This is a genomic window from Dokdonella soli (genome assembly GCF_039523175.1).
Lineage (GTDB): Bacteria > Pseudomonadota > Gammaproteobacteria > Xanthomonadales > Rhodanobacteraceae > Dokdonella_A > Dokdonella_A soli.
In genome coordinates this window covers 294,089-311,861 of record NZ_BAAAEU010000024.1, presented here as the reverse complement: position 1 = coordinate 311,861, position 17,773 = coordinate 294,089, and the positions used below count along the sequence as shown (strand labels likewise).

At 66.0% G+C, this 17,773-nt stretch carries 16 protein-coding genes and 1 CRISPR repeat array (1 of these 17 only partly in view); of the genes, 13 read left to right on the top strand and 3 right to left on the bottom strand.

What is annotated here, in order from left to right:
• Positions 1 to 1,026, top strand: a complete 1,026-nt coding sequence (holA, locus tag ABD002_RS15365; RefSeq protein ID WP_343792625.1) for a DNA polymerase III subunit delta — start codon at positions 1 to 3, stop codon at positions 1,024 to 1,026.
• Between the two features lie 235 nt (positions 1,027 to 1,261).
• A complete protein-coding gene (gene nadD, locus ABD002_RS15360) occupies positions 1,262 to 1,900 on the top strand; it encodes a nicotinate-nucleotide adenylyltransferase (protein WP_379988511.1) in 639 nt (212 codons plus the stop codon).
• Here the strand turns inward: nadD and ABD002_RS15355 are convergent.
• From ABD002_RS15355 to ABD002_RS15345, 3 genes are all read right to left on the bottom strand, one after another.
• Positions 1,897 to 4,143 (bottom strand): RCC1 domain-containing protein, encoded by a 2,247-nt coding sequence (locus ABD002_RS15355; protein WP_343792623.1) that lies wholly within the window; start codon positions 4,141 to 4,143, stop codon positions 1,897 to 1,899. The genes nadD and ABD002_RS15355 overlap by 4 nt on opposite strands.
• Before the next feature lie 140 nt (positions 4,144 to 4,283).
• Entirely contained in the window at positions 4,284 to 5,684 is a 1,401-nt protein-coding gene (locus tag ABD002_RS15350) for a hypothetical protein (RefSeq protein ID WP_343792621.1), read from the bottom strand.
• A gap of 111 nt (positions 5,685 to 5,795) precedes the next feature.
• Positions 5,796 to 7,832: a DEAD/DEAH box helicase gene (locus ABD002_RS15345; RefSeq protein WP_343792619.1), complete on the bottom strand. Its 2,037-nt coding sequence runs from the start codon at positions 7,830 to 7,832 to the stop codon at positions 5,796 to 5,798.
• 358 nt (positions 7,833 to 8,190) lie between these two features.
• Between ABD002_RS15345 and rsfS the strand changes: the two genes are divergently transcribed.
• The 11 genes from rsfS to cas2 all read left to right on the top strand — a co-directional run bounded on the left by rsfS (position 8,191) and on the right by cas2 (position 17,417).
• Entirely contained in the window at positions 8,191 to 8,610 is a 420-nt protein-coding gene (gene rsfS, locus ABD002_RS15340; RefSeq protein WP_379988612.1) for a ribosome silencing factor, read from the top strand.
• 19 nt (positions 8,611 to 8,629) lie between these two features.
• On the top strand, positions 8,630 to 9,100 hold the full coding sequence (gene rlmH / locus ABD002_RS15335) for a 23S rRNA (pseudouridine(1915)-N(3))-methyltransferase RlmH (protein WP_343792617.1): 471 nt from the start codon (positions 8,630 to 8,632) through the stop codon (positions 9,098 to 9,100).
• A 123-nt stretch (positions 9,101 to 9,223) separates the two neighbouring features.
• Entirely contained in the window at positions 9,224 to 11,503 is a 2,280-nt protein-coding gene (locus ABD002_RS15330; RefSeq protein WP_343792615.1) for a CRISPR-associated endonuclease Cas3'', read from the top strand.
• A gap of 10 nt (positions 11,504 to 11,513) precedes the next feature.
• Positions 11,514 to 12,197 (top strand): type I-C CRISPR-associated protein Cas5c, encoded by a 684-nt coding sequence (cas5c, locus tag ABD002_RS15325; RefSeq protein ID WP_343792613.1) that lies wholly within the window; start codon positions 11,514 to 11,516, stop codon positions 12,195 to 12,197.
• Positions 12,194 to 13,957, top strand: a complete 1,764-nt coding sequence (cas8c, locus tag ABD002_RS15320) for a type I-C CRISPR-associated protein Cas8c/Csd1 (RefSeq protein WP_343792611.1) — start codon at positions 12,194 to 12,196, stop codon at positions 13,955 to 13,957. Before cas5c ends, cas8c begins: the two co-directional genes overlap by 4 nt.
• A complete protein-coding gene (cas7c, locus tag ABD002_RS15315) occupies positions 13,954 to 14,838 on the top strand; it encodes a type I-C CRISPR-associated protein Cas7/Csd2 (RefSeq protein WP_343792609.1) in 885 nt (294 codons plus the stop codon). The genes cas8c and cas7c overlap by 4 nt, the downstream gene beginning before the upstream one ends.
• Positions 14,839 to 14,888: 50 nt before the next feature.
• Positions 14,889 to 15,104: a DUF433 domain-containing protein gene (locus ABD002_RS15310; RefSeq protein WP_343792607.1), complete on the top strand. Its 216-nt coding sequence runs from the start codon at positions 14,889 to 14,891 to the stop codon at positions 15,102 to 15,104.
• Between the two features lie 3 nt (positions 15,105 to 15,107).
• Positions 15,108 to 15,482, top strand: a complete 375-nt coding sequence (locus ABD002_RS15305; protein ID WP_343792605.1) for a DUF5615 family PIN-like protein — start codon at positions 15,108 to 15,110, stop codon at positions 15,480 to 15,482.
• Positions 15,472 to 16,083, top strand: a complete 612-nt coding sequence (gene cas4, locus ABD002_RS15300; protein WP_343792603.1) for a CRISPR-associated protein Cas4 — start codon at positions 15,472 to 15,474, stop codon at positions 16,081 to 16,083. Before ABD002_RS15305 ends, cas4 begins: the two co-directional genes overlap by 11 nt.
• The gene (cas1c, locus tag ABD002_RS15295) at positions 16,080 to 17,123 is read left to right on the top strand and encodes a type I-C CRISPR-associated endonuclease Cas1c (protein ID WP_343792601.1); all 1,044 of its coding nucleotides are present in this window, start codon (positions 16,080 to 16,082) and stop codon (positions 17,121 to 17,123) included. The genes cas4 and cas1c overlap by 4 nt, the downstream gene beginning before the upstream one ends.
• 3 nt (positions 17,124 to 17,126) lie before the next feature.
• The gene (gene cas2 / locus ABD002_RS15290; protein ID WP_343792599.1) at positions 17,127 to 17,417 is read left to right on the top strand and encodes a CRISPR-associated endonuclease Cas2; all 291 of its coding nucleotides are present in this window, start codon (positions 17,127 to 17,129) and stop codon (positions 17,415 to 17,417) included.
• 186 nt (positions 17,418 to 17,603) lie between these two features.
• Positions 17,604 to 17,773: a CRISPR direct-repeat array (repeat unit 37 nt; unit sequence GTCGCCCGCTTCACTCGAAGCGGGCGCGGATTGAAAC); it runs 2,164 nt beyond the window's last position.

The window sequence follows — 17,773 nt, the reverse complement described above, 5'->3', positions numbered from 1 at the left end:
ATGGCCACCACGCTTTCCATGTTCCGCAAGCAGCTCGCTGGCGGCGAACTGAAGCCGGCATACCTGATTGCCGGCGCCGAGCATCTGCTCGTGCTCGAGGCCGCCGACGCGCTGCGCGCGCGCGCCAGGGAGCTCGGCTATCTCGAGCGCGAGGTGCTCGATGCCGATGCGAACTACGACTGGAACCAGCTCGGTGACGCCAGCCGCTCGATGTCGCTGTTCGCGAGCCACAAGCTGATCGACCTGCGCCTGCCGACCGGCAAGCCCGGCAAGGAAGGCAGCGCGGCGATCGTCGAGTTCTGCGAAGCGGCGCCGCCGGATACGGTGCTGATGATCACCGCGAACGACTGGAGCAAGAAGCACGAAGGGGCCTGGTCCGCGGCGATCGAGCGGATTGGCGTGGCGGTTCCGGTGTGGCCGCTGAAGATCGAGGAGTTGCCCGGTTGGATCGGCACGCGCATGGCGAGCCGCGGGCTCAAGGCGACGCCGGAAGCGGTCGCGCTGCTCGCCGACCGCGTCGAAGGCAATCTGCTTGCGGCGAGCCAGGAAATCGACAAGCTCGCGTTGCTGCATGCCGGCACCACGCTTGACGTCGAAGCGCTCGAAGCCAGTGTCGCCGACGATGCGCGCTACGACGTGTTTCGCCTGGCCGACGCTGCGATCGGCGGCGATGCTGGTCGCGCGTTGCATATCGTCGCCGGCTTGCGCGCCGAGGGCGAAGAGCTGATTCCGCTGCTCGGCTGGGTATTGATGCAACTGCGTCTGCTGCTGCGGCTGGCATCGGCCGGCACGAACCTCGATGCCGCGTTACGCAGCGAGCGCATCTGGCCCGCTTCGCGCGAAGCGCTGTTTCGGCGTGCGCTGAAGAGCGGCGATCGTGCGCATTGGGAGCGTTGCCTCGCCCAGGCCGGGCGCATCGATGCGATGGCGAAAGGACGGCCTCCCGGCGACGCATGGCGCGAGCTGGAACGTCTCGTCGCAGCGATCGCTTCGCCGCGACGCGCGGCCGGGCTGCTGGTGTCGTGAGCAGCATCACGCGCCTGTACACCCTCTCCCCCAACGGCTTTGTCGTTGGGGGAGAGGGATGGGGTGAGGGGGCGGGGTGTCACGTGGAACCGCCGTCCGGATCGTCTTGTGCGATGGCTCTTTCTTGTCTCGAGTCGCGAGAACCCGACATCGCGACATTTCATGGCCCCGCCCCCTCACCCAACCCTCTCCCCCGAGCGCGCTCGGGGGAGAGGGTTAGCAAGGCGGGCGTATCGTGACGCGACCCATCGCGATCCTCGGCGGCACCTTCGATCCGATCCATAACGCGCATTTGCGCGTTGCCTGGGAGGCAGCCGAGCATCTCGATGCCGAGGTGCGCCTGTTGCCGGCGAGCGTGCCGCCGCACCGTGACCAGCCGGTCGCGAGCGCGGAACAGCGAGCGGCACTGGTGCGTGTTGCGCTGGCGGGACAGGAGCGCCTGACCCTCGATACGCGCGAACTGCGTCGCGAGGGTCCGTCGTACACGATCGACACGCTGATCGAACTGCGCACGGAAATCGGCGAGGCGCGGCCGTTGGTGCTGCTGATCGGCGCCGATGCATTCGCCGGCCTGCCGGGCTGGCATCGCTGGCGCGAATTGTTCGATTTCGCGCACATCGGCGTACTGACCCGGCCCGGTCATGGTGCCGCGCTGCCGACCGAGCTGCGCACCAAGATCGCCTCGCGGCGTTGCCCGGGCGCGGCGGCGCTGCGCGAGTCGGCTGCCGGCCGCGTGCTGCCGATTCCGGTCACGCCGCTTGAGATCTCCGCCAGCCAGGTCCGCGAGCTGCTCGCCGCCGGCCGCGAGCCGCGCTACCTGATGCCGGATGCGGCGTTCGCTGAACCGAACCTGCTGGCGCCGTATCGATCCTAGCGGTCGGCGGGCGCCACCGGCGGTTTCACCGGATGCGCGGCTGCTGCGTCCACCAATGACTGGACCGCGGTCTTGCCGGCCTTGCTCAGAAACGGGTGCAGCTTCGCGTAGGGCACCAGGATGTCCTCGTCGCAGGCCTGCATCACGTGCGCGAAGCTGGTCGAGAAGATCAGGCCCTGCTCGGCCGGACGCAGCAGGTAGCGGTTGCTTTCGTTGACCCAGCTGGCGCATTCGTCGTCGTCCTTGTTGCGCTGCGCATTGGCAATGATGATCGCGTTGAGATCTGCGGGAGCCACGTAGCCACAATCGTTGCAATCGACTTTGCTGCCGTGGATCCAGGTCCACGGCTCGACGCGTTCGCCGGTCGCGAGGTTCCAGGTCTCGAAGCCGGCGATGCCGCCGTTCGGGTGCGCGCCACCGCAATCGATCGAGTAACTTTCCTGCACGACCAGCCATGGTCCGGCGTGGAAATCCAATTCGAGCTTCTCGTAAAACTCGCCGCCGTTCGGCGCGGCCAGCATGCAGCCGTAATACTCGGTGATCTGGTCGCGCAACCAGTCACGCGTCGCCTTGTTGAACATGTTCGCGTTCTGCATGCCGTCCGGCAACTCGACCATCGATACATGGTTGTCCAACGCGGACACGGTGCGGAAATGATCGCTCGATTCCTCGACTTTCAGTTTCTGTGCGGCAACGCGCGGCGCGTTGAAGGCGATCTGCAGTGCGGTATTGCCGCTCTCGCAGCCGCTTCCCGGATCACCAGCGACCGCGATGCGGGTCAACCGGATCGGCAGCATGCGCTGGCCGTCGGCATCCGACCACTCGCCGTCGAGGCGGTCGCCGGAAACCGGCTTGAGCTTCCACGTTGCCTTCGGCTTTTCAGCGTCGCCTTCGACCCAGATCGCGCCGTCCGTACTGACAGCGGACAGGCCGATGCTGAAGCCGTGGTGCAGGTAGTAATACTGGGTCTCGCCGAGCGGAGGCCGTGCGAGGCACGCCATGACCGGCTGAGTACCGATCGTGCCGCGCCAGACGCCGAGTCGCGCTTCGGGTTCGGAAACGCCGAACGCCAGCTCGTGCGCATCGAAGCCGGGGTTGGGCGGGCATTTCAGTGTGTCGTGTTCGACCGCACAGGGACGCGTGCATTGCAGCGCGCCGTTCACCCGCGCGCAGGTGCGCGCGCCGCCGAGCGCGACGTAGCTGATGCCGCTTGTAATCGCGAGTGTCGGTTTGAGCACGTCGGCGCCGCCCGAAGCGATGCCGAGCTGTCCCTGCGCGTTCGCGCCCCAGCACTGCAAGCCGTCGCCGACCAGCGCACAGGTCGTGTCGCCTTTCGCGAACACGGCGGAGACGCCGTCGGCGATCACCTTGACCGGGTGGCCGACCCAGCATTGCAGCGGATCGTAGCCATTGCTGAAGCAGCGCTGCTCGCTGTCGCTGAACGTCGCCGCGACCTTGGGCGCGGGCGCCTGTGCCGAGGTGCGCGCATGGGCCACCGATACACCGATGCCGACCTGGCCATGGTCGTTGTCGCCCCAGCACCAGAGCGCGCCATCGACGATCGCGCAGGTGTGGTTCGCACCGGAGGCCACTGCACTGACACCATGATCGATCACGCGCAAAGGCGTCGGCGTTCGCGTGAAGCTCACGGGCTTGTCGCCGGAGTTGACCGGCAATTGGCCCCAGCACAGCAATGCGCCATCGACGACGGCGCAGGCATGCGCATTGCCGGCTGCAATCGCGGTCACGCCATGCTCGATCACCGTCTCCGGCGTCGGATGCGCGAGTTGATACTTATTGGATCCGGAGTTGCCGCCCATGCCAACGCATTGCACGGAACCCGTGACGATCGCGCAAACACGGTCATCGGCAGCTGCGGCATCGGCTACGCCCCGCGCGATCACGGTGGTCGGTTTTAATGCATTGCCGCCCGGCGGCACCGGGATGTCGCCCCAGCACTGCAGCGACGTATCGACGATCGCGCAGCTGTAGAAGCTTCCGGTGACGACCTTGGTCGCGCCGCGCGCGATCACCGCGATCGGCCGATACGTGGCGGCATCGCCGGACGTGCCGTTGCCGATCTGGCCGAATACATTGCTCTCGCCGAGACACTGCACGGCTCCCTCGACGGTCACCGCACAGCGATGGTAGGCACCGAAGTCGAACTGGACGATATCGCCATGCGCCGCGGCGGCTGGTGCGGCCAGCGATGCGAGCAGCGCGGAGACGAGCAGGGAAAGCATGGCGGAAGGCATGGAGGGTTCCGGGGCGCGCCCGCGCGGGATCGGGCTGCGCAAGTGTCCAGGTTGGATGTGGCGAGGCGCGGGCGCTGCGCGGCCGCAACAGAGATCGCGTCCGCAAGAGAGCGGGTTGAGCCAGCAGGCTATGCCCTGGCTGCACCCCGTCCGCGGCAGACCGCCATGAAGCCGAGCCACGCCAGATTGATCGCGATGAACAGCCACATCGTGGCTTGATCGTCCGATGCGCTGCCTGCGCCGTGCGACATCAGCAGGAGCCAGCTCCACGGCAGCGACGCGGCGAAGGTCGCGAGAAAGCCGAGCAGGCCGCAAAGTCCCCCTCCGCGGCACAGGCTGCCGCCCGGTGCATCGACGATGTCGAGAGCGAGCGTGAGCGCGACGAACATGAGATACAGCGCGAATGCGACGCGCGCGAATGTGAGTGACGCGGGACTAACGGTGTCGCTGCGCCAGCGCGCCAGTGCGAGGAAAGCCATCAGCACGAACGCGACGAGGACGAGTAGATAATCCGGATGGCGGACCTTCGCGGCCAGGCGTTCCGAACACTGGCCGAGTTCGGTGCAGCCCGCGGCCTTCAGCATGTCGGACGCGGCCATGCTGGCCTGTAAGGCTTCGTCGCTTTCGGCCTGGCTAACGCCGCCGAACCCTTCCGGATAGAACGTTCGCTGCGGCGCATCGGTCGTGAGCCGCCGCATCTTCGGAACAGCGGTCAGCTCGCCTTGCTGCAGCGAGGCCAGGGCAGCGATCGCGCTGGCATCGTCAAGTTCCGCAACGGTGCGTCGGGAGATCGCACAGTAGACCGGGCTCGGAGACGAAACCGCGATGTGCTGGTTGGCGCAATCGAGGCTGATCGCCTGCCCGGCTGCGCCGGTCAGTGTGAAGGCGATGTCGACGGTGGCGGCGACTGGCATCCGGTTGGTCGCGATGCCGCGGATGAAATACCGATTGAAGCTGAGTTCGGGGTGTCCGGGGGAATAGACGCCGCTTGGCGCACGCCAGATGCCCGGCTGCACGCTCGTGGCGTTGCGTAGGTCGAACTGCGCCTGCGTCTGCGTCGTCGCCCCTTCCGGCTGTGGTCGGGTCGGATCCTCATTCGCAGGTGGATCGCCGACCGGGGCACGGAAATCGAACACGATCGCCTGCGTCGCAAGCCGCCCATACAGGGCGTCCAGCGTGCTCGGCGGCTCCTCGTTCGCGATGCGGACCGCCTCTTCCAGCGCGCTCGGCGCCTCGTCGACGATGCGGATCGCCTCGCCAACGGTCCCTGCCTTGGGCGAGAGTTCGCCGAGCAGGCGGGCGATCGCGCGGCGTTCGTCGAATGTCCTGAACGACGCGGCATGGCGTTTGAATCCGAGCCGTTCGAGGACATTGGCGAGGATCTCGACGCCGAGCCGGTCGGCCGGGAGCGGGCGACCCAGAATGTCCTGCACGAGTGGAATGCTCGATTCCTGCGGGTCGGCGGCGGACGTCTCGGCCCGCGCGCACAGGGCATGACTTGCGAACACGAACACGCAGCACGCGAGCATCGCGTGTACACAATGGCGCATAGTATCCCTTGGCAACGACGAACCCTTCCGGCCGGAATCCTAGCAGGTCGATTCGCGATGCCGGCAAGGTGCGGAGTGTGCAGACGCCGGCTACTTCGGTCGCTTCTTCGCGTCGTGCCGCCTGGGTTTGTCGAAACCACCGGGCTTGAACGAGGGCGGCTTCGGCGAAAACGGCTTGCGCGGCTTGCCGAAATCCGGTTCCTCGCCGCCGCGCGTGATGCGCAATTGCTGGCCGGATACCCAGACCTTCTTCAGGTGCTTGAAGATCTCGGCCGGCATGCCGTCGGGCAGATCGACCAGGCTGTGGTCATCGCGGATGTCGATGCGGCCGATGTGCTTGCTGTCGAGGCCAGCTTCGTTCGCGATCGCTCCGACGATGTTGCCGGGCTGCACGCCGTGCGCGTGACCGACCTCAATGCGGAAGGTCTGGAAGCCGGGTTCGGGCGTGTGCGGGCGATCATCGTGGCGCGGGCGGCGCGCACCCTGATCGTGTTCTTCACGGTGATGTGAGCGCGGCGGGCGCGTCTCGGTGCGTCCATGGGCGTGGCTCTCGTGCCCTTGCTCGTCATCCCGGCGAACGCCGGGATCCAGTGCCTTCGCGGGAGAAGCAGAGACGCTGGGTCCCGGCGCGGGCGAAGCCCGGCCTGTCCTGAGCTTGTCGAAGGGCCGGGACGACGAATCATGATGGCGGTCTGAACCGGGCGGACGCTCGGGCCGCGGCGGGCGCTCGAATGAGCGCGCCTCACGCGGCGCGCGGTCGAACGGACGCTCGTCGCGACGCGGCTCGCGCTGCGGCGGCTGCAGCAGGAGAGGCTGGTCGCCCTGCACGAGTTTCGCCAGCGCGGCGGCGATCTCCAGCGCCGGCACGTTGTGTTCCTGCTCGTACTGCTCGATCAGCTGCTGGAAGATGCCGAGCTCGCCGGTACCGAGCGTATCGGCGATGCGCTGCTTGAACTTCGCGATGCGCTGGTCGTTGACCGTGTCGACGCTCGGCAGCTGCATCTCGGCGATCGGCTGGCGCGTCGCGCGCTCGATCGCCTGCAGCAGCCGCTTCTCGCGTGGCGCGACGAACAGGATCGCGTCGCCGCTGCGTCCGGCGCGGCCGGTACGGCCGATGCGGTGCACGTAGGCTTCGGTATCGGTCGGGATGTCGTAGTTCAGCACATGGCTGATGCGTTCGACGTCGAGTCCGCGCGCGGCGACATCGGTCGCGACCAGGATGTCGAGCTTGCCGTCCTTGAGCTGCTGGATCGTACGCTCGCGCTGCGCCTGCACGATGTCGCCGTTGATCGCGGAGGCAGCGAAACCACGCGCCTGCAGCTTCTGCGCGAGTTCCTCGGTGGCCTGCTTGGTGCGCGTGAACACGATCATCGCGTCGAACGATTCGGCTTCGAGGATGCGCGTCAGCGCATCGAGCTTCTGCACGCCGCTGACATACCAGTAGCGCTGGCGGATGTTCGCCGCGGTGGTGGTCTTGGCCTTGATTGCGATCTCGATCGGCTCGCGCAGATAGGTTTGCGCGATGCGCCGGATCGGTGCCGGCATCGTCGCCGAGAACAACGCGATCTGGCGCGTCGGCGGGGTCTTCTTCAGCACCGCCTCGACATCGTCGATGAAGCCCATGCGCAGCATTTCATCCGCTTCGTCCAGGACCAGCGTGGTCAGCTGCGACAGATCCAGCGAGCCGCGTTCGAGATGGTCGATCACGCGGCCCGGCGTGCCGACCACGACATGCGTGCCGCGCTTCAGTCCGCCCAACTGCGGCCCGTAGCTCTGGCCACCGTAGATCGGCAGCACGTGGAAGCCCGGCATCTTCGCCGCGTAGCGCTGGAACGCCTCGGCAACCTGGATCGCGAGTTCGCGCGTCGGCGCCAGCACCAGCGCCTGCGGCTTGGTCTTGTTCAAATCCAGTCGCGACAGGATCGGCAGCGCGAACGCCGCGGTCTTGCCGGTGCCGGTCTGCGCCTGGCCGAGCATGTCGCGACCTTCGAGCAGCGGCGGGATCGTCGCGGCCTGGATCGGTGAGGGTGTCTCGTAACCGACTTCGGCGAGTGTCTGCAGCAGCGCGTCGGTGAGGCCGAGGGCGCTGAACGGGATCGGATCGGGTGTGGCGTCGGCGTTGGGCATGGGCTTGGAGCGGCCGTGCCGCAATCGAGTGAGGCCGCCTAGTCTAGCGCGTCGGGATGCACTCCATCCGGCCGGCGTCGTGAATCGGGGCTGCAACACCACCCGCGCGCGAATGCGCCTATACTGCGGCCGCGTCGCTTGTGGCGCATTGCAACGTAGAGGTCGCCTCCACTTGGCTACGTCGGAAACGCGCGACCGGCCGCGCAAGGCCGGAACCCCCAAGGCCGCCAAGGCCCCCGCCAGCCGCAAGGCTGCGCCCGCCGCGAAAACCGCGGCCGCTGCCAAGAAGGCGGCACCCAGAAAGAAGACTTCACCGGCAGTAAAGGCCGCGCCGCGCAAGGCAAGCGCCAAGCCGCGCATGACCCGGCCGGCTGCGACGAAGTCTGTCGCCAAACCACGAACCCGCAGCAAGCCGGCCAGAACGGCGGACGCGGCGGAACGCCTGCGCCTGCTCGTGATCGGCGCGCTCGACGATCTCAAGGCCAAGGACGTCCAGGAAATCGACGTGCGTGGCAAGAGCAGCGTGACCGACCTGCTCGTCGTCGCCAGCGGCACCTCGTCACGTCATGTGAAGTCGATTGCCGACGAGGTGGTCAAGAAGGCCAAGCAGGCCGGACTGCCGCCGATCGGTGTCGAGGGACAGCGCGAAGCCGAATGGGTGCTGGTCGACCTCGGCGACGTGATCGTCCACGTGATGCTGCCGCGTACGCGCGAGTTCTACGGCCTCGAACGGCTGTGGACCGTCGGCGACCAGCTGCCGGCCGCACTGGCCGGCTGATCCGCCCGCACCCGGGCCGATGCGCGCTCGCCTGATCTCCGTCGGCGAGCGCATGCCGGCCTGGGTTGCCGAGGGTTTCGCCGAATACCGCAAACGCCTCTCGCGCGAGCTTCCGCTCGACCTCGTCGAGATTCCGCTTGGCGCACGCGGCAAGGGTCGCGATCCTGCGCGCGCGATCACCGACGAAGGCGGCGCGGTGCTTGCCACGCTGCCGAAAGACGCCCACGTCGTCGCGCTAGACGGCCGCGGCAAGCCTTGGTCCAGCGAGCAACTCGCCGAACAGCTTGCTGCCTGGCGCATGTCCGGCCGCGACCTCGCGATCCTGATCGGCGGCCCCGACGGCCACGCCGCCGAGGTGCTGGCACGCGCCGACCAGCGCTGGTCGCTTGGACCGCTCACGCTGCCGCACATGCTGGTACGCCTCGTCGTCGCCGAGCAGCTCTATCGTGCAATGTCGATCATCGGCGGGCATCCATACCATCGGGCTTGAAGTTCGGCGCCGGCATTCGCGTCTCAGCCCCTGCGACGCCCACCTGATTTAGTCCCTTGGTAGCTTGATCGTGTACTGTTGAGAGACGCGGGATACGGGGAGTGTCCGGCGAGGGGAGATCTTATGGACGGGGAAGGCATAGCCTTGGCGCATTCGCCGGGCCATCCATTGGATGAGCATCTACGCGCCGTCGCGCGGTTGGCAGCGGAATTTGCGGCGGCGTTCGGCGCCGGCGATTGGGGGCACCTCGCCGGCCTATGGCACGACCTCGGCAAGTATCGGCCGGGCTTCCAGCGCTATATCCGTCAATCGAAGGATCCAGATGCGCATATCGAAGGTCGCGTCGTAGGAACCGACAAGACGCATTCGGCGGCCGGCGCCGCGCATGCAATAAGGACGCTCGGGCCGTTGCGCGGGGAGTTGCTGGCCTTCCTGATCGCTGGCCATCATGCCGGCCTGCCGGACAGGGACGAAGGCTCGCCGGCCGGGTTGAAGGCGCGCCTCGCCAGCGATCTGGCTAAACGTGAGTTCGACGAGGCGACGGCGCAGCCCGTTCCCGCCGACATCCTGGCCAGCGATGTTCCAGCATCGGTGATTCTCGGCGGCACGGCGGGTTTCGCGCTGTGGCTGCGCATGCTGTTCTCCTGCCTGGTCGACGCGGATTTTCTCGATACCGAGGCCTACTACGACGCCGGTAAAGCGGCGCGGCGCGGCGGCCATGCGTCGCTGGCGAGCATGAAATCCGTGTTCGATGCGGCGATGCAGGTGAAGCTGCAGGCGGCACGAGCAACGGGGGAGTCGGTCGTCAATCGCATTCGCGCGGAGGTCCTCGCGCAATGCCGCGCGAAGGGTGCGGATCCGCACATCGCGCCGGGCTTTTTCGATCTCACCGTGCCGACCGGTGGCGGCAAGACGCTGTCCTCGCTGGCGTTCGCGCTCGAACACGCGCTCACCCATGGCAAGCGCCGCATCATCTACGCGATTCCTTTCACGAGCATCATCGAGCAGACGGCGCAAGTGTTTCGCGAGGTGTTCGCCGCGCTCGGCGAGGACGCGGTCATCGAGCATCACAGCAACCTCGATGTCGACGAGCGCAAGGAAGACCACGCCAGCCGGCTCGCCGCCGAGAACTGGGATGCGCCGCTGATCGTCACCACCAACGTGCAGCTGTTCGAGTCGCTGCATGCGGCGCGGACCAGCCGCTGCCGCAAGCTGCACAACCTCGTAGACAGCGTGATCGTGCTGGACGAGGCGCAGCAACTGCCGCGCGATTTTCTGGCGCCCGTGTTGCGCGCGCTGAAACTGCTGGTGGCACATTACGGCGTCAGCGTGGTGTTCTGCACGGCGACGCAGCCGGCGCTGACGCCGCGCCATGAGCCAGTCACGAACAGGTTGATCCTCGACGGCATCGAAGCCACGCAGTCGCGATCCATCGTCGAAGAGCAGGAGGCGTTGTTCGACGCGCTGCGTCGCGTCGACATCCGCATGCCGATCGACTTCGCGGTGCGTTCGACATGGGACGCAATCGCTGAGGAAATTGCGGGCGAAGACTGCGTGCTCACGATCGTCAATGCGCGCAAGCACGCGCGCGACCTGTTCGCGCTGTTGCCGCAGGACGGGGCCGAGCACTTGTCGGCCTTGATGTGCGCGGAGCATCGCAGCGCCGTCATCGAGCGCATTCGCACGCGCCTGCGCGACAAGCGCGACGGCGGCGACGTCCGACCGTTGCGTGTGATCAGCACCCAATTGGTCGAGGCCGGTGTCGATCTGGATTTCCCGGTCGTCTATCGCGCGCTGGCCGGACTCGATTCGATCGCGCAGGCGGCCGGACGCTGCAACCGCGAAGGTCGCTTCGACGGCTTGGGGCAGGTGCGCGTCTTCGTGCCGCCGCATGCGGCACCGCCTGGGTTATTGCGCCAGGGCGAGCAGACGATGACGGAAATGGCCAGGACGCAGGACATGGATGATCCGCTCGCGCCGGCCAGCTTTCGCCACTACTTCAATCACTTCTATGCCAAGGACGACAGCAACTTCGACCGCGGCGGTGTGCTCGATCTGCTCAAGCACGACCGCGCCGCGTTCCGCACCGCCGCCGAGCGGTTCCGGTTGATCGACGATGATGGCGAAAGCATCGTTGTGCCATATCGCAAGCCGGGCGCGACGGAGAGCCCTGTCAAATACTGGCTCAATGAGCTTGAAAAGGACGGCAATGCCCGGTGGGCGCGGCGCATGCTGCAGCGTTACACGGTTGGTACGCCGCGCCGGATTTTCGAGCAGATGCTGGCGCGAGGAGAGGTCGAGGAGCGCGCCGGTCTCTGGCTGGCGCTGGATTTGCTGTACGACAGCAGACTGGGGCTGGCCTTGCCGGATTCGCCCGGAATCCCCGCCGACTATGTGTTCTGAAGGAGCGCGCATGATACAGCAGGGATTTTGCATCGAGGTCTCGGGCCCCTACGCCTGTTTCACCCGCCCCGAAATGAAGGTCGAGCGCGTCAGTTATGACGCGATCACGCCATCCGCCGCGCGCGCGATCTTCGAGGCGATCCTCTGGAAGCCGGCGATCCGTTGGCAGGTTTCGCGTATCGAGGTCTGCGAGCCGATCCGCTGGATCTCGGTGCGCCGCAATGAAGTGAGCGCCGTGGTGCCGATGGGCACGGTCAAGAGCGTGATGAACTCCGGCGGCACGCTCGCGCTGAACATCGAGGACAACCGCCAGCAGCGCGCCGGTCTGTTCCTGCGTGACGTGCGTTATCGCCTGCATGGGCGCTTCGAGATGACCGATAAGGCCGGCGAGGGCGACACGCCGGCGAAGTTCGCCGCGATGTTCGAGCGCCGCACCGTGCAGGGCCAGTGCTTCAACCAGCCGTATCTCGGCACACGTGAGTTCTCCTGCCGCTTCCGCCTGCTCGATGTGAAAGCGGAGCCGTTCGTGCCGCCACCCGAACTAGCGGGCGAGCGCGATCTCGGCTGGATGCTGTATGACCTCGACTTCGGCAAGCCGCCCTACGCCGATCCGAAGCCGTTGTTCTTCCGTGCAAAACTGCGTCGCGGCGTGATCGCCGTGCCCGCGCGTGACAGCGAGGAGGTGCGCGGATGATCCTGCAGGCACTCTGCAACTATTACGAGCGCAAGAGCGGCAGTGGCGAGCTGGCGCCGGATGGATTTGAGAGCAAGGAGATTCCATTCGTCCTCGTGCTGGATGAGGCGGGCGGCTTCGTGCAGATCGACGATACGCGTCGGATCGATGGCAAGAAGAAAGCCACGCGTGCATTCCTGGTCACGCAGGCCGTCAAGCGCTCAGTCGGCGTCGCGGCGAACCTGCTCTGGGATACGCCCGAGTACGTGCTCGGCGTCATGCGCGAGGGTGGCAAGCCCAAGCGGGTCGCCGAACAACATACCGCGTTCAAGGCGCGGCTCGATGCGCTCGCGCACAGTGAGGATGCCGGTCTGCTTGCCGTGCGAGCATTCCTTGCCGTGCTGGACCTGGCGCCATTGCAGGCCGATCCATTGTGGAGCGAGCTCACGGGGACGAATCCGTTCATCTCGTTTCGCCTGGCGACGGACTCTTCGGATACGCTGGTGTGTCAGCGCAGCGGAGTCGTCGATGCGATCCGGTCTGCCGATGCGGAGACGTCGAAAGAGCCGGGCTTCTGTCTCGTGCGGGGCGAAGCAGATGGTATCGCGCGCCTGCATCCGGCGATCAAGAACGTCTGGGGTGCACAGACCGCGGGCGCGAACATTGTCTCGTTCAATTTGGCCGCGTTCAATTCGTTCGGCAAGGAACAAAGCTACAACGCTCCGGTCGGCCAGCGCGCGGCCTTCGCCTACACGACCGCGCTGAATCATCTGCTGCGCAAGGGCTCGCCGCAGCGCATGCAGGTCGGCGATGCGTCGACCGTGTTCTGGGCCGCGGATGTGCAGCACTCGGACTTCCAACAGGATTTCGCGGCGCTGTTCGGCGAGACCGAGAAGGACGATCCGGATCGCGGCGCCGATGCAGTGCGGCATCTGTACCGCGCGACCGAAACGGGCGTTTACATCAACGACGATGCGCCGGCGCGGTTCTGCGTGCTCGGCCTGGCGCCGAACGCGGCGCGCATCGCGGTGCGCTTCTGGCAGATCGCGCCGGTCGGCGAACTCGCACTGCGCATCCGCGCGCATTTCGACGATCTTGATCTCGCCAAGCCGGCGTTCGAGAAACCGTATCTGTCGCTATTCCGCCTGCTGACCTCGATCGCCGTGCAGAACAAGGCTGAGAACGTCCCGCCCGATCTGGCCGGCGACACCATGCGCGCGATCCTTTGCGGAGCGCCGTACCCGGCGACGCTGTTGCAGGCCGCAGTGCGCCGCATCCGCGCCGAGCAGACCGTCAACTACCCCCGCGCCGCGATCCTCAAGGCGTCGCTGAACCGCTTGATCCGTCACAACCGGCTGTCCGCCAAGGAGTTGTCCGTGAGCCTCGACAGGAACAATACCGTTCCGGCCTATCGCCTCGGCCGTCTGTTCGCCGCGCTGGAACGCATTCAGGGTGTCGCCCAGCCCGGCATCAACGCGACGATCCGCGAACGCTACTACGGTGCCGCGAGCAGTGCGCCGGCGAGCGTCTTTCCGATTCTGCTGAAGCTGAAGAACCATCACCTCGCGAAGATCGACAAACCCGGACTCGTCGTGTGGTTCGAGAAGCTGCTCGGCGAGATATTCGGTGGCCTGAGTGCCATTCCGCCGCGCCTGAGCCTGACCGAGCAGGGCGTGTTCGCGATCGGCTACTACCATCAGCAACAGGACTTCTTTGCCTCGAAAAGCCAGCCCGATGCCACCGCGGCAACGGATGCGACCAACCAGGGAGAAATGGAATGAGCCTCGACAAGCGCTACGACTTCGCACTGCTGTTCGACGTGCAGGATGGCAACCCGAACGGTGACCCGGACGCCGGCAACCTGCCGCGCCTGGATGCCGAGTCGGGCCATGGCCTTGTCACCGATGTTTGCCTGAAGCGCAAAGTGCGCAATTACGTCGGCATCGCCAAGAGCGAGCAGCCGCCGTTCGAGATCTATGTCAAGGAAAAGGCCGTGCTCAACAAGCAGCACGAGCGTGCCTACATCGGCATCGGAGCCGTGGGCGCGCTGAAGGGCGACGACAAGAAGCGCAAGGGCGGCGACAAGGTCGACGAGGCACGTGCCTGGATGTGCAGGAACTTCTTCGACGTCCGCACATTCGGCGCGGTAATGTCGACCGGCGTCAACTGCGGCCAGGTGCGCGGCCCGGTCCAGCTCACATTCGGCCGCTCGATCGATCCGATCGTGCAGCTCGAACACTCGATCACGCGCATGGCCGTCGCCACCGAGGCGGAAGCCGAGAAGCAGGGCGGCGACAACCGCACGATGGGCCGCAAGTTCACCGTCCCATATGGCCTCTATCTCGCGCACGGCTTCGTGTCGGCCCATCTCGCCAAGCAAACCGGCTTCTCGGATGACGATCTCAGTCTGCTCTGGGAAGCGCTTGCCGGCATGTTCGAACACGACCGCTCCGCGGCACGCGGGATCATGTCGACGAGGGGTCTTTACGTATTCGAGCATGCGAGCGCGCTCGGCAATGCCCCCGCCCACGCGCTGTTCGAGCGCATCGACGTCCGCGCCAAGGACGGCGTCGTCGCGCCGCGTTCGTTCGCCGACTACGATGTCGCGGTCGATGCCGTAAACCTCCCGAACGGCGTTACACTGCATCGCAGGATCGGTTGAGGCGAAATAGTTCGAGGAGAATCGCGATGGACTGGAGAGACAGAATCGCTGTGGATCCCGACGTCGTGTTCGGCAAGCCGCGCATCAAGGGGACCCGTCTGTCCGTGGAGTTCCTGATGGGTCTGTTTGGTGCTGGGTGGAGCGAGCAGCAGGTGTTGGAGTCCTATCCGCAACTCGCGCGCGAGGATTTGCAGGCGTTGTTCGCGCTTGCTGCGGAGATGATCGCGGAGGAAGGCTTCGTGATTGCCGGCAAGCTGGCTGCCTGAGGTATGCCAGCTCGGCTGCTTGCGGACGAGAACATTGCGCGACTTACGGTGCTGGATCTGCGCCGGCGCGGGTTCGATGTGGCGGCGGTCGCGGAACTCTTTCCAAGCGCAACGGACAGGGAAGTTCTGGCGCTGGCTCGCGAGCAAGGCCGCTGGCTGGTCACCTACGACAGGGATTACGGCGACTTGATCTTCCGGCAGGGTTCCGCCGCGCCGTGGGGCGTCCTGTATCTGCGTCTCGTTCCGACGCGCCCTGACGAACCTGCCGAGATGATCGCTGCGATCCTCGATCGGTTCGGTGATCAGCGGCTGTTCGTCGCCGTCGGGCGCAGGGCGGGTATCCGTGTTCGTCCGCTGCCGCCAGATCATGTCGGATGACGCCATTCCCATTTCCGCCCTCCAGCACTGGAGCTATTGCCCGCGCCAGTGCGCGCTGATCCATGTCGAGCAGGTGTTCGCCGACAACGTGCACACGGCGCGTGGTCACGCCGTGCACGCCGTCGTCGATGAACCCGGCGCGGAACGTTCAGGGACCGTGCGCATCGAGCGTGCGATGCCGTTGTGGAGCGACCGGCTGGGATTGATCGGCAAGGCCGATCTGGTCGAGTTCGAGGCGGATGGCTCGGCCTATCCGGTCGAATACAAGCATGGGCCGCGACGCCAGCATCGCCACGACGACCTGCAACTCGCCGCGCAGGCGCTGTGCCTCGAGGAAATGACCGGCAGACCGGTTCTGGCCGGTGCGATCTTCCACTTCAGTTCGCGCCGGCGCCGCGAGGTCGCGATCGACACCGCGCTGCGCGGCGCGGTCGAAGCCGCCGCAGGAGCCGTACGCGATCTCCTGTCGTCGCCGGCGTTGCCCGCGCCGGTCAACGACGCCCGCTGCCGCAACTGCTCGCTGATCGACCTGTGCCAGCCCAAGGTCGTCGCCGCCAAAACGCGCTATCACACACTGCTCGATCAACTGTTTGAAACATGAGTGCCTGGACCCTGCTGAACACGCTATACGTGATGACCGAGGGCAGCTATCTGCGTCTCGACAACGACACGGTGCGCATCGAGGTCGAGCGCGAAACCCGGCTGCGCGTGCCGCTGCATCACCTCGGCGGCATCGTTACACTCGGCGATGATGTCATGCTGTCGCCGGCACTCCTCAGCCGCTGCGCGGAGTCCGGCGTCAGCGTCACGCTGTTGAGTCGAAGCGGCCGTTTTCGCGCGCGCGTCGAGGGCCCGGTGAGCGGCAACGTGCTGTTGCGTCGCGCGCAGCATGATGCCAACAGCAGTCCGGACAGGACGCTCGCCTTGTCCCGCAACATCCTTGCCGGAAAATTGCGCAACAGCCGCACCGTGCTGCTGCGCGGGGCTCGCGAGGCGAAGGCCGACGACGATCGGAGTGCACTCGATGCAGCGGTGGCGAAGTTCGATGCTTCGTTGCGCGCGGTCGGCGTCGCCCAGGAAATGGATGCGTTGCGCGGGGTCGAGGGGGAGGCCGCCCGCACCTATTTCGCGGCGCTCAATCGCCTGATCCGCATCGATGCAAGGGCCGATTTTGCGATCGACGGACGCAGCCGGCGTCCACCGCGTGATGCCTTCAACGCGTTGCTGTCGTTTCTCTACACGCTGCTCGTGCACGATTGCCGCAGCGCATTGGAAACAGTGGGACTCGATCCACAGATCGGATTCCTGCACGTGCTGCGGCCAGGGCGTCCGGCGCTGGCGCTCGATCTGGTCGAGGAGTTCCGGGCGATTGCGGCCGATCGCATGGCCTTGACGCTGATCAATCGCGGCCAATTGAAGGCGAGCGATTTCCGCACGACCGAAGGCGGCGGCGTGCTGATGGCGGACGACGCGCGCCGAACCGTGAGCATCGCTTGGCAGGAGAGGAAGAAGGAAACGCTCATGCATCCGCTGCTCGAATCGGAAGTCCCGCTCGGCCTGCTGCCGCAGATCCAGGCGCGCCTGCTCGCCCGCACACTGCGTGGCGAAATGGAAGCCTATCTGCCCTTCATCGCGAGGTGACCGATGCTGATCATCGTCTGCTATGACGTTTCCACGGAGACGCGTGAAGGTCGTCGCCGGCTGCGGCGTGTCGCACGTGCCTGTGAAGGCGTCGGCCAGCGGGTGCAGAAATCCGTGTTCGAATGCCGTGTCGACCCGTTGCAACTGGAGACGCTCGAGCGCAGCCTGCTGGACATCATTGACCTTTCGCAAGATTGCCTGCGCTTCTATCGCCTCACCGAGCCGGTCGACATCCACGTCAAGGAATACGGCAACTTCCGCGCCGTCGACTTCGATGCCCCGCTGGTCGTCTGACAACCTGCGCGAACCCCGAGCGATACCGAAAATCCCGTACCTTTCGCGATTGCCGGAAGATCCAGTTCGTACAGGCACTTATGAGTTGCATGGGTGCGAGTCTCGACCTGACAATGTCACAGCCATCAGTACGTTCGCGCAAGAGGGACGCAAATGCCCTCCTGCACAATACGTTGCGCTGGCGGCGTCGCCCGCTTCACTCGAAGCGGGCGCGGATTGAAACGACTTGATATTGGTCGTGAACGAACGGCCGATCGAGGTCGCCCGCTTCACTCGAAGCGGGCGCGGATTGAAACCGCCAAGGCCGGCTCGGCCTGTGCGGGATCGCCACGTCGCCCGCTTCACTCGAAGCGGGC